The organism is Noviherbaspirillum sp. ST9 (genome assembly GCF_048799745.1).
Lineage (GTDB): Bacteria > Pseudomonadota > Gammaproteobacteria > Burkholderiales > Burkholderiaceae_D > Noviherbaspirillum.
The window spans coordinates 508,688-532,716 of sequence record NZ_JBLWFR010000003.1 but is presented as its reverse complement, the minus strand read 5'-3'; the positions used below and the strand labels follow the sequence as shown (position 1 = coordinate 532,716).

The window sequence follows — 24,029 nt, the reverse complement described above, 5'->3', positions numbered from 1 at the left end:
AAAAAAAACCGAAATACAAAAACCGGGGTAGTACCAGTATCAGGCGGCACGCAGGCGCGCGAGCAGCGCGTGTACGTGCGGCAGGTCCGCATCGCCAGACGGTTCCTTGCGAGCCAGCAGCAAGTCCATCAGTTCGTTGTCGGCAAGTTCCATCAGTCGCGAAAACGCGTCCACTTCCTCATCCGTCAAAGTAGCTTCATGTACGTCGAGAAAACGCGTGATGATCAGGTCGTTTTCGAGCAGACCGCGACGTGCCCTCCAACGCAAACGGGCTCGCTTTACCGGGTCAGCTTGATGATTGACAGACATAATTCCTCATTCACTCTATTTCAGGAGCCTTCCGAAGTGATTACCGGAAAGCTCATGAAATAAGGCGGAAGCAGTATGCGCTTCCGCCCTTTCTTGACACTTACACTGCGCGGCGAACCATCAATTCCTTGATCTTGCCGATCGCGCGCGTCGGGTTCAGGCCCTTCGGGCAAACGTCGACGCAGTTCATGATCGTGTGGCAACGGAACAGACGGTACGGGTCTTCCAGGTTGTCCAGGCGCTCGCTGGTTGCCTGGTCACGGCTGTCAGCGATGAAGCGGTAGGCTTGCAGCAGGCCGGCCGGGCCAACGAACTTGTCCGGATTCCACCAGAACGACGGGCAGGAGGTCGAGCAGCATGCGCACAGAATACACTCGTAGACGCCATCCAGCTCTTCACGTTCAGCCGGGGATTGCAGACGCTCTTTCTCCGGCGGAATAGTGTCGTTGATCAGGTACGGCTTGATCGAGTGGTACTGCTTGAAGAACTGGGTCATGTCGACGATCAGGTCGCGGATGACCGGCAGGCCGGGCAGCGGACGCAGAACGATCGGCTCGGACAGTTCATTCAGGTTGGTGGTGCAGGCCAGGCCATTCTTGCCGTTGATGTTCATTGCATCGGAACCGCACACGCCTTCACGGCAGGAGCGGCGCAGCGCCAGCGAATCGTCCACGTCGGCCTTGATGCGCTGGAGTGCGTCCAGCAGCATCTTGTCGGTGTCTTGCAGGGTCACCGTCAGATCCTGCATGTAGGGCTTTTCGTCCTTGTCCGGATCGTAACGGTAAATTTGGAATTTCAGGGTACGTGCCATTTTCTTACCTTAGAAAGTACGTGCTTTAGGCTTGAAGGTTTCAACGGTCAGCGGCTGGGTGTTGACCGGCTTGTAGTCGAGGCGGTTGCCTTCGGAGAACCACAGCGTGTGCTTCATCCAGTTCTCGTCATCACGCTTTTCGTAATCGCGGTGGGCGTGGGCGCCGCGCGATTCCTTGCGTGCTGCTGCAGAGATGATGGTTGCCTTCGCAGTTTCAATGAGGTTGTCCAGCTCGAGCGCTTCGACGCGTGCGGTGTTGAATACCTTCGACTTGTCCTTGAACGAGACATGCTTGCGGCGCTCGTCCAGCTCGATGATCTTCTTGACACCGGTTTGGAGCAGTTCGTCGGTACGGAACACGCCGCAGTATTGTTGCATCGTCGAGCGAATCGCGTTGGCGACGTCCTGGACACGCTCGGAGCCGGCGCTGGTTTCGAGGCGGGCAAGGCGTTCCATGGCGCGGTCGGCAGCATCTGCCGGCAGTGCCTTGTGGCTCTTCTGCTTGAGGTTCTGCGCAACGATGTGGTTACCGGCAGCACGGCCGAACACGACGAGGTCGAGCAGCGAGTTGGTGCCGAGGCGGTTCGCGCCGTGTACGGAGACGCAAGCACATTCGCCGATGGCGTACATGCCGTTGACGACTTCCTTCATGCTGCCGTTCTTCGGTGCAACAACCTGGCCGTTGATGTTGGTCGGGATGCCGCCCATCTGGTAGTGGATGGTCGGAACGACCGGGATCGGTTCCTTGGTTGCGTCGACGTTGGCGAACTTGTGGCCGATTTCGAGAATCGACGGCAGGCGCTTCTTGATGGTGTCGGCGCCGATGTGACGCAGATCAAGCAGCACGTGATCCTTGTTCGGACCGCAGCCGCGGCCTTCCTTGATTTCCTGGTCCATCGAACGGGACACGAAGTCACGCGGAGCCAGGTCCTTCAGCGTCGGAGCGTAACGCTCCATGAAACGCTCGCCGTTGGCGTTGATCAGGATCCCGCCCTCGCCGCGCACGCCTTCAGTGATCAGCACGCCTGCGCCGGACACGCCGGTCGGGTGGAACTGCCAGAATTCCATATCCTGCAGCGGCAGGCCTGCACGTGCAGCCATGCCCATGCCGTCGCCGGTGTTGATGAAGGCGTTGGTCGATGCCGCGAAGATACGGCCTGCACCGCCGGTGGCGAACAGGGTGGTCTTCGCTTCGAGGATCATCACGTCGCCGGTTTCCATTTCCAGCGCGACGACGCCTAGGATGTCGCCATCCTGGTCACGGATCAGGTCGATCGCCATCCACTCGACGAAGAAGTGGGTCTTGGCGCGGACGTTACGCTGGTACAGCGTGTGCAGCAGCGCGTGGCCGGTACGGTCAGCTGCGGCGCAAGCGCGTTGCACCGGCTTTTCGCCGAAGTTGGCGGTATGGCCGCCGAACGGGCGCTGGTAAATCGTGCCGTCCGGGTTACGGTCGAACGGCATGCCGAAGTGCTCGAGTTCGTACACGACCTTCGGTGCTTCGCGGCACATGAATTCGATGGCGTCCTGGTCACCGAGGTAGTCCGAGCCCTTGACGGTGTCGAACATGTGCCAGTACCAGTTGTCCTCGGACATGTTGCCGAGCGATGCACCAATACCGCCCTGTGCGGCAACGGTGTGCGAACGGGTCGGGAAAACCTTGGAAAGGACTGCTACGTTCAGGCCCGCTTCTGCCAGTTGCAGGGAAGCGCGCATGCCGGAACCGCCGGCGCCGACGATGACCGCATCAAAACGGCGGACGGGAAGTTTTTGCTTGATTGCTGCCACGATTACATTCTCCAGATAATCTGCGCGGCCCAGCCAGCGCAACCGACCAGCCACAGGATGGTCGCAACGTGAAATACGAGACGCAGACCGACCGATGCGGTCACATAGTCCATCCAGATGTCACGCATGCCGACCCAGGCGTGGTAAAGCAGCGAAAGGAAGGTCACGAAGGTCACGATCTTGAACCACTGATGCGCGAAGAGGCCCGCCCAGCCTTCGTAGGAGAAGTTGCTACCCGTCAGAAATGCCACCAGCAGAATGACCGTGTACACCGCCATCACGATTGCAGTCAGGCGCTGGGCCAGCCAATCGCGGACGCCGTAGTGCGCGCCAACGACGAGGCGCTTCGGTCCGATATTATTATTTGCCATTTTTAGAATGCTCCGAACAATTTCAATGCAACCAGCAGCGCCAGCGGCAGGCTGACGGCGAACACGGCAACGGCGGACTTGCGGCCGCTGTCCTTGTCCAGACCCATGTGCAGGTCCATCAGCAGGTGGCGCACGCCGGCGCTGAAGTGATGCAGGTAGGCCCAGACCAGCGCCAGGATCACCAGCTTGACGAACCAGTGGGAGGTGAATCCCTTGAAGTATTCGAAGGAGATTTCTGAAGTCAGGCTCTTGTCGAGCAGATACAGAACGAAGGGGATCAGCAGGAACATCAGCATGCCGCTGACGCGATGCAGGATCGATACGATACCGGCCAACGGCAGCCGGTAATGGACGGTCTGAGCAAAGCTCATTACGCCGTATTTGCGCCGGTTTTTGTTCACGGCTTCGGACATGACATTACCTCCCAGGGCTTGAAAATCCCGTAATTTTCGCCGATTTTGTGCATCACACCAATAGCAACCTTCGCGGAAAGCACAATTTCCAATTGTCAAGAGTGGCTATCCGGTATTGCCTAAATCAGCTACAGCATCAATCTCAACTCAGTTCGTTCTGATAATGATGTCGATCAGTCAAGTAAAGCCCCCTACGAACCTCCACGGGTCGATCCCCATACGTGAAGGAGACACGCTCAACATTGAGCAGGGGCGTCTGCTTTTCGACTCTCAGCAACTCGGCCGTACCCTCGTCTGCGCTAACCGCACGGATTTTTTCAGTCGCGCGGATCATGCGCGTGCCGAATTCGGTTTCGAACAATCCGTACATCGGCCCCTTGTACTCGACCAGGCGCTCGGCCGTCAGGCCCTTGAAAATTGCACCCGGGAGCCAGAGCTCTTCGACGATGGTCGGCGCGCCGTCGAACGACTGCACGCGCTTGATGAAAATGACGGAATCACCCGACTTGATATCCAGCAGGCGCGCAACTTCTGCAGGCGCTCTCAGTCTCTTGACCTCAAGGATCTTGTTGTCGGCATTGTGCGGCTCGCCGGCATCCGGCATGAGCCTCAGAAAACGGTATTGCGCACGCGCCTCGTGGTGCGTTGCAACGAAGGTGCCCTTGCCCTGGCGGCGCACCACAAGGTTTTCCGCAGCCAGTTCGTCGATCGCCTTGCGGACCGTCCCCTGGCTGACTTTGAATCGGTTTGCGAGCTCCACTTCGCTGGGAATCAATTCGCCCGGCTTCCACTCACCCGACTGCAGGCTCTGCGTAATAAGAGCCTTGATCTGCTGGTAAAGGGGACTAAAAGTGGGAGAGGTTCCGGAAGCGGAAAGACCAGCCCCGGCGCTTGGCGCACCATTGGTTGTCAGGTTGGTCGGGGCTGAACTCATAATCAGCGATTTCACCACAAAACCCCGATTGCCGTCCAGCAAAATGTATAACTGATATGTCTTATATAAGATATATGATAGTCATTGACAGAGCGATCATGCAAGCATACACTCGCCTGCAATATTGGCAGCATGCAAGCCCGTGAGAAGCTCCGGTTATTGCGACGCACCATCCCTGGCATGGCGAGGGATTCGGCCGTGATCAGGTGTGGAATCGGCGTTATTATTACAGGCTTGCCGAATAATTCATACGGTTTCCCCTTTCATTCCCACTTTGGAGATTCATCATGGCTAAAGCCCCCATGCGTGTTGCTGTTACTGGCGCCGCCGGCCAAATCGGCTATTCCCTGCTGTTCCGCATCGCCAACGGCGATATGCTGGGCAAAGACCAGCCTGTCATCCTGCAACTCCTGGAAATCCCGGACGAGAAGGCACAGAAGGCGCTCAAGGGCGTGATGATGGAAATCGACGACTGCGCATTCCCGCTGCTGGCCGGCATGACCGCGCACAGCGATCCGATGACCGCATTCAAGGACGCCGACGTTGCCCTGCTGGTTGGCGCACGTCCGCGCGGCCCGGGCATGGAGCGCAAGGACCTGCTCGAAGCCAACGCACAGATCTTCACCGTCCAGGGCAAGGCTCTCGACGCTGTCGCATCGCGCAACGTCAAGGTTCTGGTTGTCGGCAACCCGGCCAACACGAACGCCTACATTGCCATGAAGTCGGCACCGAACCTGCCGGCCAAGAACTTCACCGCCATGCTGCGCCTCGACCACAACCGCGCGCTGTCCCAGCTGGCAGCCAAGGTTGGCAAGCCGATCACCTCGATCGAAAAGCTGTGCGTCTGGGGCAACCACTCCCCGACCATGTACGCCGACTTCACCCACGCAACCGTTGACGGCCAGCCGGCAAAGGCCCTGGTGAACGACGAAGCATGGACCAAGGACGTGTACCTGCCGACCGTCGGCAAGCGCGGCGCAGCGATCATCGAAGCACGCGGCCTGTCTTCCGCCGCTTCCGCGGCCAACGCAGCGATCGATCACGTACGTGACTGGGTCCTCGGCACCAACGGCAAGTGGACCACCATGGGCATCCCGTCCGACGGTTCCTACGGCATTCCGGAAGGCACCATGTTCGGCTTCCCGGTCACGACCGAGAATGGCGAATACAAGATCGTCCAGGGCCTGCAAGTCGACGCCTTCTCGCAAGAGCGCATCAACCTGACGCTGAAAGAGCTACAGGAAGAGCGCGACGGCGTGAAGCACCTCGTCGGCTAATCACCGCAATATAAGGACAAGCGGCCCAGCGCCGTTTGTCCTCCCCTCCTCCCCAGCCCCAAGACGCACGACATGCATCCATCCGAGGTCTTATTCCAGGGCAAACACAAGCCGGTTTCGATTCCGGTCTGCGACCACTACGCCGGTTCCGAAAAACTGATGCAGAAGTCGATTGCCTTGCAGCAAGAACTTGGCCCCGTTTTCGACATCACCCTTGATTGCGAAGACGGCGCCGCGGCAGGAAACGAAGAAGAACACGCCAGGCTTGTCGCATCAATCGTCGCCAGCGACGACAACCGTTTCAACCGCGTTGGCGTACGCATCCACGACATCACCCATCCCTGCTTCGAGCAGGACATCGCCACCATTGTCACGAAGGCTACGGCGAAGCGCCTCGCTTACGTGGTCATACCGAAAGTAGATTCGGTCGCAGATGTTGTCCGGGCGATTGATGCAATCAATGTCCAGGCCAAAAAGCACGGCCGCAAGAACCTTCCCGTCCATGTCCTGATTGAAACCCACGGCGCGCTCCGCGATGTTCATGCCATCGCAGCACTGCCCCAGGTCGAATGCCTGTCGTTCGGCATCATGGATTTTGTCTCCTCCCATTACGGCGCCGTACCTGGCACTGCCATGCGTTCGCCCGGCCAGTTCACCCATCCGCTGGTGACCCGCGCCAAACTTGAGATCGCCGCTGCCTGCCATGCGAACGGCAAGGTACCGTCGCATAACGTCACAACCGAAATCAAGGACAGCGCCGTCGTTGCCAATGATGCCACCCGCGCCGCTGGCGAATTCGGCTATACCCGGATGTGGAGCATCCATCCCAACCAGATCAAACCCATCCTCAAGGCCCTTTCCCCGCGCAGTTCGGAGGTGAGCGAAGCTGCCGCCATCCTCACTGAGGCGTACGCGACACAATGGGGGCCGATACAATACAACGGGAAGCTGCACGACCGCGCCAGTTACCGGTACTATTGGGCGATACTGCAGCGCGCGAAAGCGAGCGGTATGCCGGTCCCGGAATCAGCAGGGAGTTTTTTGTAGTAGATACGACGCCTACAACACATCCTATCCGGCGCGTATCCCAGTGGAGACACTTAGCATGAAGTCATTTACAGCATTCGCACTCTTGATCGCCGGACTTTCCGTCGGAATCCCGCCCGCGATGGCGAGCACATCCTCCTCCAACGAGGTTTCGAAGAAAGCAACGGCGAAGAAGGCGTCTGCTGCCAAGAAGGAAGCCCCGGACGATGACGACCAGCCGGACGTCAAGGGTCTGACGGCAACCGCGTTCAATTGCGAACTCGGCAATAAGCTCACCATCTATACCAATGCGGCAGACGACCAGCAGATCGCGCTGCATTGGGACAAACGCATGCATCGCATGCACCGCGTCAGCACCACGACGGGCGCCCACCGCTTCGAAAATGCCAAGAACGGCCTGGTTTGGATCGGCATTCCGGCAAAAGGCATGCTGCTCGACTCCAAGAAGGGCAAGCAACTTGCAAACGAGTGCAAGAGTCCGGAACAGGCAGCACAGAAAGTCGCGGAGGGCTGACGCAATACCGATCTACGCGGGGTGCGGTCGCACCTCGCCTGCACATTTCAACGTGCTCAATTTGTCAGCAGTTCAGTTCTAATAATCCCAAGGAGAGGCCATGTCCACCAATACTCTGAACACGCTCAAGGAATTCAAGATCTCGGGTTCCAAGAAAGGCAAGTTTTATTCCCTCCCCGCTCTTGAGAAGGCGCTTGGCGTGAACATCTCGCGCCTGCCGGTGTCGATCCGCATCGTGCTGGAATCGGTGCTGCGCAATTGCGACGGCAAGAAGGTGACGGAAGAGCACGTGAAGCAACTGGCCAACTGGGGCCCGACCGCCGCGCGCGTGGACGAGATTCCGTTCGTCGTGGCGCGCGTGGTCTTGCAGGATTTCACCGGCGTTCCTCTCCTCGCCGATTTGGCGGCGATGCGCGGCGTTGCTTCGAAGATGGGCAAGAAGCCGAAGAACATTGAGCCGCTCGTGCCGGTCGATCTCGTCGTCGACCATTCCGTCCAGATCGACCACTTCCGCGAAAAGCAGGCGCTCGACCTGAACATGAAGCTGGAGTTCCAGCGCAACAACGAGCGCTACCAGTTCATGAAGTGGGGCATGCAAGCCTTCGATACCTTCGGCGTCGTCCCGCCGGGCTTCGGCATCGTGCACCAGGTCAACCTGGAATACCTTGCGCGCGGTGTACATAGCAAGGGCGGCGTGTTCTATGCGGACACTCTAGTGGGCACAGACTCCCACACCACCATGATCAACGGCATCGGCGTGGTCGGCTGGGGCGTGGGCGGTATCGAGGCGGAAGCCGGGATGCTCGGCCAGCCGGTTTACTTCCTGACTCCGGACGTCGTTGGCGTAAACCTGACCGGCGCGCTGCGCGAAGGCGTGACCGCCACCGATCTGGTCCTGACCATTACCGAGATGCTGCGCAAGCACAAGGTCGTGGGCAAATTCGTCGAGTTCTTCGGCGAAGGCACCAAATCGCTGTCCACCACCGACCGCGCCACCATCGCCAATATGGCACCGGAATATGGCGCCACCATGGGCTTCTTCCCGGTCGACGAAGCGACGATCGAATACTTCAAGGGGACCGGCCGCACCAAGCAGGAAATCGAGGCGTTCGAAGGCTACTTCAAGGCGCAGAACCTGTTCGGCATTCCAATGGAAGGCGAGATCGACTACACCAGCGTCGTCTCGCTCGACCTCGGTACGGTCGCGCCGTCGCTGGCCGGCCCGAAGCGTCCGCAGGACCGCATCGAGATCGGCAAGGTCAAGTCGACCTTCTCCGAACTGTTCGCCAAACCGATCGCCGAGAATGGCTTCAACAAGAAGGCGGAAGACCTGGATGCAGAGTACGAAACGTCCAACGGCATCAAGGTCAAGAACGGCGATGTACTGATCGCAGCAATTACCTCGTGCACGAACACGTCCAACCCGAGCGTGCTGCTGGCTGCCGGCCTGCTCGCAAAGAAAGCCGTGGAAGCTGGACTAACCGTTGCGCCGCACATCAAGACCTCGCTGGCGCCTGGATCCCGTGTGGTGACCAAATACCTGGAAGCCGCGGGCCTGCTGCCTTATCTGGAAAAGCTGGGCTTTGGGGTCACGGCCTACGGCTGCACCACCTGCATCGGCAATGCCGGAGACCTGACGCCTGAGCTGAACGAAGCGATCGTCAAGAACGACATCGTGGCCTCTGCCGTGCTGTCGGGCAATCGCAACTTTGAAGCACGTATCCATCCGAACATCCGCTCCAACTTCCTGGCATCGCCGCCGCTGGTCGTTGCGTATGCCATCGCCGGCAATGTAACCAGGGACCTGATGACCGAGCCGGTCGGCAAGGGCAAGGGTGGCAAGGACATCTACATTGGCGATATCTGGCCGACTTCGGCAGAGGTCGCCAAGCTGATGAAATTCGCCATGAACGCGAAGACCTTCAAGGAAAACTACGCAGACGTCCAGGGCGCGCCTGGCAAGCTGTGGGAGCAGATCAAGGGCGTGGCCCAGGGCGAAGTCTACAACTGGCCGAAGTCGACCTACATTGCGGAACCGCCGTTCTTCCAGGAGTTCGACATGCAGCCGAAGGCGGCCGCAGCCGGCATCAGTGGCGCACGTGCGCTGGGCGTGTTCGGCGACTCGATCACCACCGATCACATCTCCCCTGCCGGCTCCATCAAGGAATCCAGCCCGGCCGGCAAGTGGTTGCTGGAGAACGGCGTGCTGAAGGCCGACTTCAATTCCTACGGCTCGCGCCGCGGCAACCATGAGGTGATGATGCGCGGCACTTTCGCCAACGTGCGCATCAAGAACCTGATGATCCCGGCGAAAGAGGATGGATCGCGCGTCGAAGGCGGCCTGACCATCCACCAGCCGAGCGGCGAACAGATGTCCATCTACGACGCCGCCATGAAGTACATCGGTGACGAAGTGCCGACCATGGTGTTTGCCGGCGAAGAGTACGGCACTGGCTCGTCGCGCGACTGGGCCGCCAAGGGCACGCAACTGCTGGGCGTGAAGGCGGTTGTGGCGCGTTCCTTTGAACGCATCCACCGCTCCAACCTGGTTGGCATGGGTGTGCTGCCGCTGCAGTTCCTGGGCGACGACAGCGTGCAGTCGCTGGCCATCACCGGTAATGAAACCTTCGACCTGATCGGTCTCGAAGGCGAGATCAAGCCGCAGCAGCAGGCCACCTTGGTCATTACGCGCGCAAACGGCGAGAAGGAAAACGTCAAGCTGCTGCTGCGCATCGACACGCCGATCGAAGTCGACTACTACAAGCACGGCGGCATTCTTCCGTTCGTGCTGCGGCAGCTGCTCGCAGCGTAATCGCAACACCTTGTTCCGCCGGCCGCCACTGCGCGCGCCGCTGGCATCGGGTGCAAGCAAGCTGTAAGGATACGTCGTTACGCTTGCGGAAAGTGAAACGCCGGGCTCGACCGGCGTTTTTTCAGGATTTAAAACTCGGAGACATCAACCATGTGGAAAATTTTCGTTGGCTTCATCGCTTTTGCCCTGCTCGCCCTGTTCGTGATCATGAAAGGTGGCGACAAGGTCGATATGCAAGGTGAAGCTGGTCACGGCCTGCCTGCATCAGAGTCGCATTCGGCTCCCGCCGCATCGGCACCTGCAGCGCCTGCTGCCCCTGCGGCTTCCGAGCCTGCCGCGTCGGCACCAGCAGCACCGGCCGCTGCTCCTGCAGCCCCCGCGGCCTCCGAACCTGCTGCCTCGAAGTAATATTTTCTGCAGCGAAAGCCGCATGGGCGACCATGCGGCTTTTTTATTTTTTGTGCATATACTGATCTTCGGCGAAGCAAAAGCTCAATCTTCTTCACCGGCAGCAAGCCCAGGCGCTTAAATGGGTGTATTTTGGTAGGTCATTGTCGAATCTACTACAATACGTTTCCACAGCACCACTCCTGTTTCCACCATGCGCCGTTTCTCCAAAAGCTCTTCCAACAAACTGTCCGCCGATAGCCAACGCCTTGTCTCCATCGCGCAAGGGATGGCGCAGGCCTCCAGCCGGCTGGAAGAACGCATCTGGGAACATTCGCTTGACGGTCTCATCCACAAGACACTCAAGGGCGGGCACCAGGAAACCATCGACGCATCGCTTGAACACCTGTTCCGCGCCGACCTGCCGGCCTACGACATCTTGCTGGAAGCCGTGGAAGCAGGTAGCGAATCCTGCGCGGTCGAACAGGACGGCGTCCATTACGACGCCTTGCTGATCGCCATTCCGATCCTCGCGTGGACGCGCTTTTCCATTGCTTCAGGCGGCGTTTCCGAAGACCTGCGGCGTACACTGGGCGCACATCTGCATGGGCACATCCTTGCATCCGACGTTCGGCTTGCGATAGCGCCCACGCTCTACGCCATTGACCAACTGCCGCGCAATCATGCAGAGACCTTCGCGCTGACCCAAAAGCTGGCACAGGCCGCGATCAAGGGTTCGCAAGTCCGCGCGCCTGCGAATGCACCGGAAACAGCGCCCTTCCTCGCGGACACCCGCTACTTGCTTGCCGCGATCGCCGCCCCTGCAGGCATGCCGCTTTTCGGTTGGCAGGAAAGCCTGCAAGCATCAGGACGGGAATTGGCGTTGGAACAGTGGCGCACGCAGGCAACGCCGAATATCGCGTCGCTACTGCCCGGGTGCGGCGTCGAACTGCTCATGCCGGAAGCCTATTACATCGCGTGCCGGGAAGCGGACAAGCAGATTCGCCCCGCCTCGATCCGGGCCGCCGTTCATTACCTCACCAATACCCTTGGCATCGAACCGAGTGGCTTGCGTGCCGTCATCGGCAGCTTCAGCGAAGAGCCCGTTGGAGGACGCGTCGACGAATACCGTATCGGCTTCACGATGCGCCAGAATCCCGAAGTGATTTATGGTGTGGTGTGGCCGCTGTACGACCAGGAGGATGAGGATGAGGCAGCAGTCACTTCCTTCGAATCACTGACCACGCCGGAAATTCTCGACACCAATCTCCGCACCCCGCTGGAAGAAATCATCGCGTTACTGCGCAGCTGCGGCATCACGCACATCAAGCGCCATGGGGAGCGCTTCCCGATGGAGTTCTGCGACGATTGCGGCGCCCCGCTCTATCCGGATCCCGATGCGGAACTGGTCCATGCTGAAATGCCGGAGGACGCACCGTCCGGCACCGGCCACTTCCACTGAGTAGTTCTACCAGGTGGAATACGGATTGCGGATCAGGCTGGAATTGAAGTAACGCGCATCGTGCGTCACCTCCTCCGCAATCCAGTCCGGCTTTGCGAAGGATTGGTTCTCGGCTGTCAGTTCGATTTCCGCGACGACCAGGCCCGCATTCTCACCGAAGAACTCGTCGACCTCCCACACCATGCCTTCGAACGGAATGCGATAGCGTTTCTTCTCAATGATCGGACGCTCGCACAGGGTATCCAGGAAGGCCTCGGCGTCAGACAGGGGTACCGGATATTCCCATTCGTTGCGCGTCGCGCCTGACGACTTTCCCTTGATGGTCAACATTGCCGATTCGCCTTCGATGCGCACGCGCACCGTGCGTTCCGGGGATGACGAAAGATAACCCTGTCGCAAGAGGACACCCTGCCCGAGAGCCTTCCAGTTGTCGCCGCACACCAAGAATTTGCGTTCGATTTCCACCCCCATGATTACCCCTTCCGCACGGACTGCAGGATGGGCTGCAGGATCGCCCGGCCCAGCCTTGCGCTCCGGGCACCATTCCAACCAATCGTTTCATCGGGCAGGTCCGCATTGTCCTTGAACGGCATTTCCAGCGTCAGGGACACGCACTTGAAAGTGTGCCCGATGTACTTCGATGCGAGCTGCAGCATGTCTTCGCGGTATTTGCTCGCCTCGTAGCCATGCACGGTCTGGAAATCCGCGCTCGCCTGACGGAAGCTTTCGATGAAGGCCTGCTGCTCTTGCTGTTGCTCGGGCGAGAATCCTTCCAGCATTTCGCAACCGGCGACGAAGACATAGGGCAGGCTTTCATCCCCATGGATATCGAGGAACAGGTCGCAGCCCGTCTCGTGGATCTTGTTGCGCACTGCAAGGACTTCCGGGCTTCTTTCCAGCGACGGCGACATCCATTCGCGGTTGAGGTTCGCGCCGGCGGCGTTCGTGCGCAGGTTGCCGCGCACTGCTCCGTCCGGGCACATATTCGGAACGATATAGAAAACAGCTTGTTGCAACACCGTGCGTGTGACCGGGTCGGCCTGATCGAGCAATGCGTCCAGCATTCCTTCAATGAACCACGCCGACATCGTTTCACCGGGGTGCTGCCGGGCGATAATCCAGACCTTCCTGGATGCAGACGGATCGCCGATCACGGCGACATTCATGTCGCGTCCGTCCACTGTGCTGCCGACGTCCAATACATGTCCCAGGCGCGAGTTCTCCACCTTGCCAAGCAGATCGAGATGCCGCTCCCAGGAATACGGCTCGAAATAGGCGTAGTAGACGCTGTCACGTTCCGGCGTGTGGGTGATGGTCAGTACCTGGCCGTCGTAAGTCGTGGGGACGCGGAACCAGTTTGTGCGGTCATAGCTGGCAACAGCCTGATACCTCTCCCATCCTCCCGGGAACACTGCTTTTCCGGCGTTCATGAGTTTCATCACGCACTGCTCGCCGCGTGCCCCCTGCAGCCGAAAATGAAACCACTGCAGGAGATCGGCGTGCGAGTCCTTGCGGATATTGAGCTCGATGGCGGAAGGCGATTCGGCGCGTACGATATCAATCGCGCCGGAATCGAACTGACTGCTGATTTTGATAGGCATGCTTGCTATACCAATGTGGTTTGTCCGAGTGCTATTCTGCGTGTTTTCTCCCCGTTTCGCATCGCCTGATGACATTCCGAAGATTGTTGCTCGCCACCATATTGACAATCGCCAGCATGGCGGCACTTGCCGACACCTGGCCCAGCCGCCCCATCCGCTTCGTCGTCGCGGCACCCGGCGGATCGTCCCTCGACATCATCGCGCGCACCGTGGGCGACAAGCTGAGGGAAAGGCTCGGACAGCCGGTGGTCATAGACAACATCCCCGGCGCGTCGGGAACGATTGCCAGCGGCAACGTGGCCAAAGCGGCGCCCGATGGGCATACACTGTTGATGTCCTACAACGGCCCGCTCGCTTACACCCAATACCTCACTACGCTGTCGTACGACCCGCAAAAGGATCTTGCACCGGTCATCCAGACGAGCTCCCAACCGAACGTGCTCGTTGTGCCGTCAAACCTGCCAGTGAAATCCGCTGCCGAACTGATTGCCTATTCAAAGATCCGTCCCGGCAAGCTGAACTATGCATCTGTCGGCAATGGCTCGTCGTCGCACCTGACCATGGAGCTGTTCAAGACCATGGCTGGCCTGTACGTTGTTCATATTCCATACAATGGCGCACCGCCCGCTGCGCTATCCATCGCCACCGGCGACACGCAGATGCTGTTCAGCGTTCCGTCGGTCGTGATTCCACACCTGCGCTCTGGAAAAGTCCGAGCGCTCGCCGTGACGAGCGCATCGCGTTTCCCATTGATGCCCGACCTGCCTACTGTGGCGGAATCGGGGCTGCCGAAGTTCGAATCGCTGACCTGGAACGGCGTCCTGGTGCCGGCCGGGACGCCACCGGAGATCGTCCAGCGCCTGAATCGGGAGATCGACGCGATTCTCAAGTTGCAGGAAGTCAAAGCGCGGCTGAACACTGCAGGCCTTGAACCTGTTGGCGGCTCTCCCGACCAGTTCAAGGCGCTGATCGCACAGGAAGCACGCAAATGGTCTGAAATCATCCGTCGCACCGGCACCAAGCTCGACTGAAACATGGCGGAAAACCAAGTCTCTGCTATAATGCATCCCTTCGTCGGGGCGTAGCGCAGCCTGGTAGCGCACTTGCATGGGGTGCAAGGGGTCGGAAGTTCGAATCTTCTCGCCCCGACCAACAGAATCAAAGACTTATGAAAAACCACCTTCGGGTGGTTTTTTGTTTTTTACGGTTTGGTAAGAAAGTTGGTAAGAAAAATTCTCCACGATCGCATGTGGGACCGGAAAAGCGAGTTGCGAACCGCCTCCAAAGTGTTGCACGCGAATTACTTTCCTTTCACAGGGCCTGACATTCAATTCTGGCCGACTATCCGAAAGCCGTTGCTTTTAGATAATTTCACCCTGTACCCCTCGGTCAATGCTGTTGCATTAGCCTCTGGTAAGCCTTACCTCTTCTACACTTTGCCAACGAAATTACGCCTTCCCGAAATAAAGCGGCATCGTGCAAGGGAAGTTGCTCGCGTCGCTCGCGCAGCGCCGCCGAGGCGCCCCCTGCGTGGTGTCGCGACGACATGTACTTCATCATCAATTAACCATTCAAACTCTACGCTTCTGTCACTCCCACGACTCGTTCACTTGGGGCAGCCCTACATCGCCAAGATCTACCCGTTCGCTACATTGACCACGCTCAAAACGCGGTTCAACTCTGCACCATGGAGTTGTTATGACTCTTTTGGTTTTCGGGTAGCATTTGTTGGACAATAGCGGACTCAACCGAACACAATAAAAAAGCGGATAGCTCAGGGATGATAAAACTCGAACAACTCCAGCCCAACGCGGCTGTACGCGGCATCCTGCCCGATACCCTCGTGACAGTCGTCAATGTGCAATGGTTCGGTTCTGAAGCGCTTGAGCTTACCTACAAGACCGCCGATGGCAAGGTCGCCAATCAGCTCCTCTATCGCGACATCGAGACCAGCTTGGAAATCGTCGAGCAAGGACGCCCATGGAGTTTCGATGGCGATGGCGCACTGTTCCGTCTAGTGTCCGAAGCACAGCGCATCCGCCTCGCGCATTTGTTCGACCCGGTGCTGGCGGTGCACACCTCGGTGGTCGATCCTCTGCCGCACCAAATCACCGCCGTATATGAAGCCATGCTGCCGCGCCAGCCGCTCCGCTTTCTGCTAGCTGACGATCCCGGTGCGGGCAAAACCATCATGGCCGGCCTGCTAATTAAGGAACTGATCGCCCGTGGCGACCTACAGCGCTGCCTGATCGTCTGTCCGGGCAGCCTGGCCGAGCAGTGGCAAGATGAACTCAACCGGCGCTTTCACCTACCTTTCGAGATTCTCACTAACGACAAGCTCGAAGCCGCGCGCACCGGCAACTGGTTCCTCGAAACCAATCTGGTCATCGCCCGCCTCGACAAGCTCTCCCGCAACGAAGAGGTGCAGCAGAAATTGCAAGCGCCCGAATGTCGGTGGGATCTGGTGGTCTGTGACGAAGCCCATAAGATGTCGGCTACCGTCTTTGGCGGCGAGACCAAATACACCAAGCGCTATCGACTCGGCCAACTGCTCTCTGGCCTTACACGCCACTTCCTGCTCATGTCGGCAACGCCACACAACGGCAAGGAAGCCGACTTCCAGCTTTTCATGGCACTGCTCGACGGCGACCGCTTTGAAGGCAAGTTCCGCGACGGCGTGCATTCCGCCGACGTCTCCGACCTCATGCGCCGCATGGTCAAGGAGAACCTGCGCAAGTTCGACGGTACACCCTTGTTCCCGGAGCGCATCGCCTACACGCTACCCTATCGCTTGTCGCCGCAGGAAGAGGCACTCTACAAGGCGGTCACCGAATACGTGCGCAATGAATTCGACCGAGCTGCCGCGTTGGAAAATGACAAGCGCGCCGGCACTGTCGGCTTTGCGCTGACCATCCTGCAACGCCGTCTGGCCTCGTCGCCCGAAGCGATCTACCAATCCCTGCGCCGACGTCGCGATCGGCTCGAATCACGTCTGCGGGAACTGGAATTGCTCCAGCGGGCGGGGCAGGTTACGCCCATCGTAGCCATCGCGGTGCTGAGCCTAGACAACGAAGACGTCGAAGACCTTGAAGAAGCTCCAGACAACGAAGTCGAGGCCGCGGAGGAGGAAATCCTCGATCAGGCCACCGCTGCGCGCTCCATTGCCGAGCTACGCATCGAAATCGAGACCCTGAAGACTCTCGAAGCCCGGGCGCTCGCCGTGCGTCGCAGCGGCACCGATACAAAATGGACCGAGCTAGCCAGCCTGCTGGGCGAAGTCTTTACCCAAGCAGGCTTCTCCCACCGAGTCGAAGAATCTTCTGCCCCCTACGGTTCCGGCGACATTCCGCCACCGAAGCCTTCGCCACACCAGAAATTGGTCATCTTCACCGAGCACCGCGACACACTCAATTACCTAGAAGACCGCATAACCAAGTTCCTCGGACGTAAGGACGCGGTGGTTATCATCCATGGCGGCACGGGACGGGAAGACCGCCTGAAGGTGCAGGAATCGTTTAAGCACGACCCCACGGTGCAGGTGTTGCTGGCCACCGATGCCGCCGGCGAGGGCATCAACCTTCAGCGCGCACACCTGATGGTCAATTACGACCTGCCGTGGAATCCCAACCGGCTGGAACAGCGATTTGGCCGCATCCACCGGATTGGCCAGACTGAAGTCTGCTACCTATGGAATCTGGTGGCGGACGACACGCGAGAAGGCGACGTGTATCGCAAGCTGCTTGAAAAACTGGAACAGGCCCGCCAGTCACTCGGCGGACAGGTTTTTGATGTGCTCGGCAAACTCGCCTTCGAGTCCGATGGCAAGGTGATGAGCCTGCGTGATTTGCTCATCGAGTCCATCCGCTACGGCGAACGTCCAGAGACCAAGGCGTATCTCACCACGGTGCTCGACACCGCACTCGACAAATCTCACCTGCAATCCCTCCTCGACGAGCGGCAACTGGTCCATGACAGCATGGATGCTAGCGCCGTGCAGCGCATCCGCGAAGACATGGAACGCGCTGACGCGCGTCGTCTACAACCGCACTACATCGAATCGTTCTTTCTCGAAGCCTTCAAGCGTCTCGGTGGCAACGCAAAACAGAAGGAAGCTCGTCGCTTCGAAGTCACACACGTGCCCGCCCTAGTGCGCAACCGTGACCGTCTCATTGGAATCGGCGAACCTGTACTGCCTCGGTACGAGAGGATCGCCTTCGAGAAAAACCTCGTCGCCCCCCAAGGCCAGCCGCTGGCCGCCTTCGTCTGCCCGGGCCACCCTCTGCTTGATGCCACCATCGACCTAACACTGGAACGCAACCGCGACCTGCTGAAGCGTGGGGCCGCGCTGGTCGATGACCGTGATTCTGGTACCCAGCCGCGGGTTCTGTTCTATCTGGAACATGCCATCCAGGATGCAGGACAGAGCAGAGATGGCAGCCGGCGCATCGTTTCGAAACGTATGATGTATGTCGAAATGCTGGAAGACGGCACTACCCGTCACGTTCATTACGCGCCCTATCTCGATTTCCGGTCCCTGGCGGCAGGTGAACCGGGCATAGACGTCTTGCTCGATCGCCCAGAATGCCAGTGGATTACCGGCGATCTGGAGAAGGCAGCCCAAGGATACGCCATTGCCCGCGTTGTACCCGAGCATCTTGCCGAAGTCAAAGGTCGCAAACTCGATCTTATCGCAAAGACCGAAGCCGCCGTTAAGGATAGGCTGACCAAGGAAATCACCTACTGGGACCACCGCGCCGAAGAACTCAAGCTGCACGAGCAGGCCGGGAAACCGAACGCCAAGGTCAACTCTGGGGAGGCCAGAAAGCGCGCCGACCTGTTGCAAGGACGACTGCAAAAGCGCCTCGAAGACCTTCGCCTCGAAGCCCAGCTATCGCCCTTGCCGCCGGTCGTGCTTGGGGGCGTGCTGGTCGTACCCAACGGTCTGCTACAGAAAATGGCCAATTCAGCCGCCGGCTCCACAGCGACTATTTCTGTCGCGCCTGCCGATACCCAGGCCAGCGCCGCTCGTGCTCGCGCTGTGATTATGGACATCGAGCGCAGCCTGGGCTTCGACCCTACCGATCGCGAGTTCGAAAAACTCGGCTACGACATCGAAAGCCGCATTCCCGGCACCGGCAAGCTGCGCTTCATTGAGGTTAAGGGGCGCGTCTCTGGTGCGCCGACCATCACTGTCACGCGCAACGAGATTCTATATTCGCTGAACAAGCCCGACGACTTCATTCTCGCGATTGTCGAGTTCTTGGACGAATCATCGCAAAAGGTACATTACGTTCGACGGCCATTTAATCGCGAGCCGGATTTCGGTGTTACCAGCGTCAATTACGATTTTGCCGAGTTATTAGCTCGCGCGGAGCAACCAGGATGAAGTTATCAAAAATTGAGATTACCTACTTTCGCTGCTTTGAATCACTGAGGGTCGATTTCCAACCTGACGTTAATGTGATTGTGGGCGCCAACGGATCAGGCAAGAGTAGTATTCTGGACGCTGTTGCAATTGCACTTTACGAGCTTGTGGCGGCTAACGGGCCGGGTGGTCAGCGGCAACGCAAAGCACAGAGCACCTCACTACTGCACACCGATATCTACACCTCGCCGCCGACTGTCGATGGCGTCAGTGCACCAAAGCAATTTGTACAAGTTAGAGCCAGCGCGAATGACTATTACCCGATTGAGAACTTCACGGGGAAAACATCGACTGGTCAGGCAGCTGCATTGGAATGGTCGCAGCACATTCTTTTTCAGCCCCCCGCGCGCTTCAGTTACAGCAGTAGCACCACCGAGCGTCTATCCAGCCTAAACCAATACATTCAGGCACTCTGGCGCGAAATCGGCAAGAGTCCGCAAGCGCTTATTCCCTTGCCCGTCGTGGCCTACTACCGCGCCACTCGACGGATGGGGGGGACACCGGAGCTCGGGGATATATTCAAACTCGATCTATCCCGCGACAAGGCCTATACCGATGCACTCAATGCCGCTGCCAATTTCACGGCCATGTGTCAGTGGTTTTATCTCCGAGAAAATGCCGAGCTAAGGGCCCGGGTCAACACACAGGACGGACAAGATCAGGAATTTGTAGATCTGCGCGCGACTCGACAGGCTCTGAAGCAAACGATTGAAGGCCTGGAACGCCTCTATTTCGACGGGAGCCCTCCTCGGCTCATGGTCGATATAAGGGAGGCGAATGGCGGCGTTCGTACTTTGGAACTCGCCCAACTAAGTGACGGCTACCGCAATCTGCTCGCCCTAGTGCTCGATTTCGCTCGACGCCTAGCTCAGGCAAACCCTACGTGGTCAAACCCCCTTGAAGCACCCGGTATCTTGCTCATTGATGAGATAGAGCTACATCTCCATCCCCGCTGGCAGCAGACGGTGATTCCTGGACTTCGCGCGGCGTTCCCGAACACGCAGCTGATCGTTTCCACCCATAGTCCGGCCGTGCTGACCACAGTGCGCCGCGAGCATATCCACCTGCTTGGAGCAGACCACGGGTTCGAGCATATCCCGGATGACGTCGGCACCTATGGTGCAGAAAATTCACGCATTCTTGCCGAAGTGTTTGGGGCCGATTCTCGCCCCCGGAATATCGACACTGTTGAGAAACTCAACAAGTACCTCGTCTTGATTGAAAACCGACAGCACGATACCGAATCAGCACGCGACTTGAGGAATGAGTTGGAATCCGCACTTGGCCGCAGCGATCCCGATTTGCGCCGAGCCGATCTGCGTATTCGTCAAATTCAAGTGATGGGTAAGCAATGAGGACAGTTCAACGACAAGCAGGCCCAGTCTGCCTTGACCAGCAACCGCCTCACCAAGATTGGGGCGCATTCATAGGGACAGCTTGCCATGTCACGCTGGCTACCAGCCTACGCATGGAACAACTTGGCCTTTGCTGTTACTGCGAAAGTGAAGTGGCTGAAAACGACGGCCATATCGAACATATGGAACCGCGCAGTCGCAATCAGACGCGAATCTATGACTATGCAAATCTGGCGATCTCATGCAATGGCGGAGCTGTTGAGCATTGCGGCCACTACAAGGACGATCGCAAGAAGAACCCTAAACATGCATGGGATGCAGCACGTTTTTCCGGTCCCCATGACCCGGCTACGACATCATTATTTTGTTACTTGCCAAACGGTGCTATTACTCCCACAACGTCCGATCCCGCCAAAGCAAACTACTTGATCGGCTATCTCGGCCTCGATTGCCCTCGTCTTAATGAACGGCGTAAGCAGCATGCACGAGATTTGATCGACACCCTTGGCGATCAACCCGATTCGGCCTTGGTGAACTGGCTGCGCCAGGAATATTTGCAGATAGCCCCCGATGGACATCTGAGACAATTTCACTCGCTCTCGAAAGCGATACTCGAAACATGACCTACAAGAAGAAACTGATTGAAGTCGCTCTGCCGCTGGAGGCGATCAACGTCGCCAGCGCGCGCGAGAAGTCCATCCGGCACGGCCATCCTTCCACGCTGCACCTGTGGTGGGCGCGGCGGCCGTTGGCGGCTGCCCGGGCCGTGATTTTTTCGCAGATGGTCGATGACCCATCGGCTCATCCGGACCTCTTCCCCACTGAGAAGAAGCAGGAGAAGGAGCGGCATCGGCTGTTTCGCATCATTGAGGAACTGGTGAAGTGGGAGAGCACCACTAACGAGACAGTGTTGCAGCAGGCGCGCGACGAAATCTGGCAGAGCTGGCGCTACACCTGCGCCGAGAACGCCGACCATCCTCGTGCGAAGGAATTGTTCGACCGATTCAAGTTGCCAGGCTTTCACGACCCCTTCGCCGGCGGCGGCGCGCTCCCATTGGAAGCGCAGCGGCTGGGGCTGGAGAGTTACGCCAGCGACCTTAATCCTGTGGCGGTACTGATCAACAAGGCGATGATCGAGATCCCGCCCCGGTTTGCCGCCAAGCCCCCGGTGAACCCGATCTGGCAGAACAAGCGTGACGACGAAAAGGTCATGACCATTTGGAAAGGCGCACAGGGCCTAATTGAGGATGTGCGCTACTACGGCCAATGGATGCGGGATGAAGCCGAAAAGCGCATCGGCCACCTCTACCCCAAGATTGAGGTCACGGCGGAGATGGCCATGGAACGGCCTGACCTGAAGAAATACGTCGGACAGAAACTCACGGTTATTGCCTGGCTGTGGGCGCGCACGGTGAAAAGTCCCAACCCGGCGTTTGCCAATGTGGACGTCCCACTAGCGTCTACTTTCATGCTGAGCACCAAGGCGAGCAAGGAGTGCTATGTCGAGCCCTTGATCGAAGGCGGCAGTTACCGCTTCACGGTGAAAATGGGCAAGCCGAAGGATATGGAAGGGGCGAAGAACGGCACCAAGCTGTCGCGCGGCGCGAACTTCAAGTGCCTGATGTCGGATACGCCGATCACGGGCGATTACATCAAGGCCGAGGGTAAGGCTCGGCGCATGGGTGCTCGTCTGATGGCAATCGTTGCTGAGGGAGAGCGCGGACGGGTTTATCTATCACCGACGCCGGAAATGGAAGCCATTGCACTGACGGCGCAACCAGAGTGGAAGCCGGAGACGCCATTGCCAGACGACCCGCGCAATTTCTGGACCGTGCAATATGGCCTAACAACCTATGGCGACCTCTTCACCCCCCGCCAACTCGTCGCGCTGACTACCTTTTCCGATCTGGTGCAGGAAGCGCGCGAACGGGTGAAGCGCGACGCCCTCGTCGCCGGCCTGCCTGACGATGGCAAAGCCCTGGAAGAAGGCGGTGCTGGCGGGATGGCGTATGCGGATGCAATTGGGGTGTATTTGGCTATGGCGCTTGATCGAACCGCTAACACGATTTGCACTATCGCAAGATGGACTCCAGACCGAGGGCAAACGGTAACAGTATTTTCTCGACAAGCAATACCGATGACTTGGGATTATCCAGACGTCAACCCCTTTGCAGGTGCTGCCGGAGATTTTGGCGTATCTGTGGATGGCGTTATTAAAGGAATGACCGGCGCAACCCAACCCAATGGCTGCGTAGTCCAACAGGATGCAGCCACTCAATCAACGTCTCAGAACAAGGTGGTTTCTACCGACCCCCCGTACTACGACAATATTGCATACGCTGACTTGTCCGACTTTTTCTATGTCTGGCTTCGTCGTGCACTCAAGTCGGTGTTTCCAGACCTTTTTGCCACGCTCGCGGTACCGAAGGCCGAAGAACTAGTGGCCACTCCGTACCGACACGGAAGCAAGGAGAAGGCGGAGACCTTCTTCCTCGACGGTATGACGCAAGCCATGCATCGGCTGGCCGAGCAAGCGCATCCGGCATTTCCTGTCACCATTTACTACGCCTTCAAGCAAGCTGAAAGCGATGGCGACGACGGTACGACCAATACCGGCTGGGACACCTTCCTCGCCGCCGTCATCGAAGCCGGCTTTGCCATCAGCGGCACTTGGCCGATGCGCACCGAACTTTCCAACCGCATGATTGGCTCAGGCACCAACGCCCTCGCATCCAGCATCGTACTCGTCTGCCGCCAGCGTGCCACCAATGCCGCCACCGCCACACGTCGCGAATTCGTCGCCGCGCTCAAGGCCGAACTGCCGCAAGCTCTGGCGCATCTTCAAGCTGGCAACATCGCGCCGGTCGACCTGGCGCAGGCGGCCATCGGCCCCGGCATGGCAGTCTATACCCGCTACGCCAAAGTGCTCGACGCCGAAGGCAAGCCTCTCTCGGTGCGAGCGGCTCTTGCCCTCATCAATCAGACCCTCGACGAAGCACTGGCTGAGCAGGAGGGGGACTTTGACTCGGACAGTCGCTGGGCGCTGACCTGGTTCGATCAGTCCGGTTTTGCCGAGGGTGATTTCGGCGTCGCCGAACAACTCTCCAAGTCCAAGAACACGGCGGTGAATGGCTTAGTTGAGGCACGCATTATCGTTTCGAAGGCTGGCAAGGTGCGTTTGCTTAAACCCGCCGAATTACCAGCCGACTGGGACCCGACCACCGACCCCCGCCTCACTATCTGGGAAATGGTGCATCAATTGATCCGCGTGCTCGAAGCCGGCGGCGAAAGTGCGGCGGCGGCGCTGGTTGCCAAGCTTGGTGGTCAGGCCGAAATCGCCCGCGAGCTCTGTTACCGCCTGTACACACTGTGCGAGCGCAAGAAGCGCGCAAGCGAGGCGATGGCCTACAACGCACTGGTTCAAAGCTGGCCGGAAATTACCCGCCTGGCGCGCGACGTGGTTAATCAATCTGCGTCTGCCGTCAAGTCTGGCACCGACGACCTTTTCGATCAGGAATAAGCT

19 protein-coding genes and 1 tRNA gene are annotated in these 24,029 nt (G+C 58.6%); 12 read left to right on the top strand and 8 right to left on the bottom strand.

The annotated features are described in order from the left end of the window. Window positions 1–39 precede the first annotated feature (39 nt). The 6 genes from ACNOHI_RS08845 to ACNOHI_RS08820 form a co-directional block, all read right to left on the bottom strand. Window positions 40–309 (bottom strand): succinate dehydrogenase assembly factor 2, encoded by a 270-nt coding sequence (locus ACNOHI_RS08845; RefSeq protein WP_420474293.1) that lies wholly within the window; start codon window positions 307–309, stop codon window positions 40–42. Window positions 310–409: 100 nt separating this feature from the next. Continuing rightward, window positions 410–1,120, bottom strand: a complete 711-nt coding sequence (locus ACNOHI_RS08840) for a succinate dehydrogenase iron-sulfur subunit (protein WP_420474292.1) — start codon at window positions 1,118–1,120, stop codon at window positions 410–412. A 9-nt stretch (window positions 1,121–1,129) separates the two neighbouring features. Continuing rightward, window positions 1,130–2,908, bottom strand: coding sequence for a succinate dehydrogenase flavoprotein subunit (gene sdhA, locus ACNOHI_RS08835; RefSeq protein ID WP_420474291.1), 1,779 nt, complete (start codon window positions 2,906–2,908; stop codon window positions 1,130–1,132). A gap of 2 nt (window positions 2,909–2,910) precedes the next feature. Continuing rightward, window positions 2,911–3,279 carry a succinate dehydrogenase, hydrophobic membrane anchor protein gene (sdhD, locus tag ACNOHI_RS08830; RefSeq protein WP_420474290.1) on the bottom strand — a complete coding sequence of 123 codons (369 nt, stop codon included), beginning with the start codon at window positions 3,277–3,279 and terminating at the stop codon, window positions 2,911–2,913. Window positions 3,280–3,281: 2 nt separating this feature from the next. Then, window positions 3,282–3,692 carry a succinate dehydrogenase, cytochrome b556 subunit gene (sdhC, locus tag ACNOHI_RS08825; protein WP_420474289.1) on the bottom strand — a complete coding sequence of 137 codons (411 nt, stop codon included), beginning with the start codon at window positions 3,690–3,692 and terminating at the stop codon, window positions 3,282–3,284. A 142-nt stretch (window positions 3,693–3,834) separates the two neighbouring features. Beyond that, entirely contained in the window at window positions 3,835–4,626 is a 792-nt protein-coding gene (locus tag ACNOHI_RS08820) for a GntR family transcriptional regulator (RefSeq protein ID WP_420474360.1), read from the bottom strand. Window positions 4,627–4,913: 287 nt separating this feature from the next. Between ACNOHI_RS08820 and ACNOHI_RS08815 the strand changes: the two genes are divergently transcribed. The 6 genes from ACNOHI_RS08815 (at window position 4,914) to ACNOHI_RS08790 (ending at window position 12,125) form a co-directional block, all read left to right on the top strand. Then, the gene (locus ACNOHI_RS08815) at window positions 4,914–5,903 is read left to right on the top strand and encodes a malate dehydrogenase (RefSeq protein WP_088710646.1); all 990 of its coding nucleotides are present in this window, start codon (window positions 4,914–4,916) and stop codon (window positions 5,901–5,903) included. A 72-nt stretch (window positions 5,904–5,975) separates the two neighbouring features. Next, window positions 5,976–6,950 (top strand): HpcH/HpaI aldolase/citrate lyase family protein, encoded by a 975-nt coding sequence (locus tag ACNOHI_RS08810; RefSeq protein WP_420474288.1) that lies wholly within the window; start codon window positions 5,976–5,978, stop codon window positions 6,948–6,950. Between the two features lie 58 nt (window positions 6,951–7,008). After that, window positions 7,009–7,464 (top strand): hypothetical protein, encoded by a 456-nt coding sequence (locus ACNOHI_RS08805; protein WP_420474287.1) that lies wholly within the window; start codon window positions 7,009–7,011, stop codon window positions 7,462–7,464. 100 nt (window positions 7,465–7,564) lie between these two features. Further along, complete coding sequence (gene acnA / locus ACNOHI_RS08800) at window positions 7,565–10,276, top strand: aconitate hydratase AcnA (protein ID WP_420474286.1); 2,712 nt, start codon at window positions 7,565–7,567, stop codon at window positions 10,274–10,276. Between the two features lie 150 nt (window positions 10,277–10,426). After that, window positions 10,427–10,684 (top strand): hypothetical protein, encoded by a 258-nt coding sequence (locus tag ACNOHI_RS08795; protein WP_420474285.1) that lies wholly within the window; start codon window positions 10,427–10,429, stop codon window positions 10,682–10,684. A 193-nt stretch (window positions 10,685–10,877) separates the two neighbouring features. Continuing rightward, entirely contained in the window at window positions 10,878–12,125 is a 1,248-nt protein-coding gene (locus ACNOHI_RS08790) for a DUF2863 family protein (protein ID WP_420474284.1), read from the top strand. A 6-nt stretch (window positions 12,126–12,131) separates the two neighbouring features. Here the strand turns inward: ACNOHI_RS08790 and ACNOHI_RS08785 are convergent, their stop codons facing one another. Both ACNOHI_RS08785 and ACNOHI_RS08780 read right to left on the bottom strand, forming a co-directional pair. Further along, entirely contained in the window at window positions 12,132–12,596 is a 465-nt protein-coding gene (locus ACNOHI_RS08785) for a CYTH domain-containing protein (RefSeq protein ID WP_420474283.1), read from the bottom strand. 2 nt (window positions 12,597–12,598) lie between these two features. Further along, complete coding sequence (locus ACNOHI_RS08780; RefSeq protein WP_420474282.1) at window positions 12,599–13,726, bottom strand: M14 family metallopeptidase; 1,128 nt, start codon at window positions 13,724–13,726, stop codon at window positions 12,599–12,601. Between the two features lie 68 nt (window positions 13,727–13,794). On the opposite strand from ACNOHI_RS08780, the gene ACNOHI_RS08775 reads away from it, so the two are divergent. The 6 genes from ACNOHI_RS08775 to ACNOHI_RS08750 all read left to right on the top strand — a co-directional run bounded on the left by ACNOHI_RS08775 (window position 13,795) and on the right by ACNOHI_RS08750 (window position 24,026). Beyond that, the gene (locus ACNOHI_RS08775) at window positions 13,795–14,757 is read left to right on the top strand and encodes a Bug family tripartite tricarboxylate transporter substrate binding protein (RefSeq protein ID WP_420474281.1); all 963 of its coding nucleotides are present in this window, start codon (window positions 13,795–13,797) and stop codon (window positions 14,755–14,757) included. A gap of 44 nt (window positions 14,758–14,801) precedes the next feature. Continuing rightward, window positions 14,802–14,878 (top strand) — tRNA-Pro (locus ACNOHI_RS08770). A gap of 628 nt (window positions 14,879–15,506) precedes the next feature. Then, window positions 15,507–19,112: a helicase-related protein gene (locus tag ACNOHI_RS08765; protein WP_420474280.1), complete on the top strand. Its 3,606-nt coding sequence runs from the start codon at window positions 15,507–15,509 to the stop codon at window positions 19,110–19,112. Further along, on the top strand, window positions 19,109–20,506 hold the full coding sequence (locus tag ACNOHI_RS08760; protein ID WP_420474279.1) for an AAA family ATPase: 1,398 nt from the start codon (window positions 19,109–19,111) through the stop codon (window positions 20,504–20,506). Before ACNOHI_RS08765 ends, ACNOHI_RS08760 begins: the two co-directional genes overlap by 4 nt. Further along, window positions 20,503–21,129, top strand: coding sequence for a retron system putative HNH endonuclease (locus ACNOHI_RS08755; protein WP_420474278.1), 627 nt, complete (start codon window positions 20,503–20,505; stop codon window positions 21,127–21,129). Before ACNOHI_RS08760 ends, ACNOHI_RS08755 begins: the two co-directional genes overlap by 4 nt. Continuing rightward, window positions 21,126–24,026, top strand: coding sequence for a DUF1156 domain-containing protein (locus tag ACNOHI_RS08750; protein ID WP_420474277.1), 2,901 nt, complete (start codon window positions 21,126–21,128; stop codon window positions 24,024–24,026). The genes ACNOHI_RS08755 and ACNOHI_RS08750 overlap by 4 nt, the downstream gene beginning before the upstream one ends. Window positions 24,027–24,029 lie beyond the last annotated feature (3 nt).

Bases quoted from the DNA above. Each gene is read 5' to 3' on its own strand.
- ACNOHI_RS08765 (WP_420474280.1), top strand. From the start codon at position 15,507: ATGATAAAACTCGAACAACTCCAGCCCAACGCGGCTGTACGCGGCATC.
- ACNOHI_RS08820 (WP_420474360.1), bottom strand. From the start codon at position 4,626: ATGAGTTCAGCCCCGACCAACCTGACAACCAATGGTGCGCCAAGCGCC.
- ACNOHI_RS08780 (WP_420474282.1), bottom strand. From the start codon at position 13,726: ATGCCTATCAAAATCAGCAGTCAGTTCGATTCCGGCGCGATTGATATC.
- sdhC (WP_420474289.1), bottom strand. From the start codon at position 3,692: ATGTCCGAAGCCGTGAACAAAAACCGGCGCAAATACGGCGTAATGAGC.
- ACNOHI_RS08790 (WP_420474284.1), top strand. From the start codon at position 10,878: ATGCGCCGTTTCTCCAAAAGCTCTTCCAACAAACTGTCCGCCGATAGC.
- acnA (WP_420474286.1), top strand. From the start codon at position 7,565: ATGTCCACCAATACTCTGAACACGCTCAAGGAATTCAAGATCTCGGGT.
- ACNOHI_RS08775 (WP_420474281.1), top strand. From the start codon at position 13,795: ATGACATTCCGAAGATTGTTGCTCGCCACCATATTGACAATCGCCAGC.
- ACNOHI_RS08795 (WP_420474285.1), top strand. From the start codon at position 10,427: ATGTGGAAAATTTTCGTTGGCTTCATCGCTTTTGCCCTGCTCGCCCTG.
- sdhD (WP_420474290.1), bottom strand. From the start codon at position 3,279: ATGGCAAATAATAATATCGGACCGAAGCGCCTCGTCGTTGGCGCGCAC.
- ACNOHI_RS08760 (WP_420474279.1), top strand. From the start codon at position 19,109: ATGAAGTTATCAAAAATTGAGATTACCTACTTTCGCTGCTTTGAATCA.
- ACNOHI_RS08840 (WP_420474292.1), bottom strand. From the start codon at position 1,120: ATGGCACGTACCCTGAAATTCCAAATTTACCGTTACGATCCGGACAAG.
- ACNOHI_RS08845 (WP_420474293.1), bottom strand. From the start codon at position 309: ATGTCTGTCAATCATCAAGCTGACCCGGTAAAGCGAGCCCGTTTGCGT.
- ACNOHI_RS08815 (WP_088710646.1), top strand. From the start codon at position 4,914: ATGGCTAAAGCCCCCATGCGTGTTGCTGTTACTGGCGCCGCCGGCCAA.
- ACNOHI_RS08755 (WP_420474278.1), top strand. From the start codon at position 20,503: ATGAGGACAGTTCAACGACAAGCAGGCCCAGTCTGCCTTGACCAGCAA.
- ACNOHI_RS08805 (WP_420474287.1), top strand. From the start codon at position 7,009: ATGAAGTCATTTACAGCATTCGCACTCTTGATCGCCGGACTTTCCGTC.
- ACNOHI_RS08810 (WP_420474288.1), top strand. From the start codon at position 5,976: ATGCATCCATCCGAGGTCTTATTCCAGGGCAAACACAAGCCGGTTTCG.
- ACNOHI_RS08750 (WP_420474277.1), top strand. From the start codon at position 21,126: ATGACCTACAAGAAGAAACTGATTGAAGTCGCTCTGCCGCTGGAGGCG.
- ACNOHI_RS08785 (WP_420474283.1), bottom strand. From the start codon at position 12,596: ATGGGGGTGGAAATCGAACGCAAATTCTTGGTGTGCGGCGACAACTGG.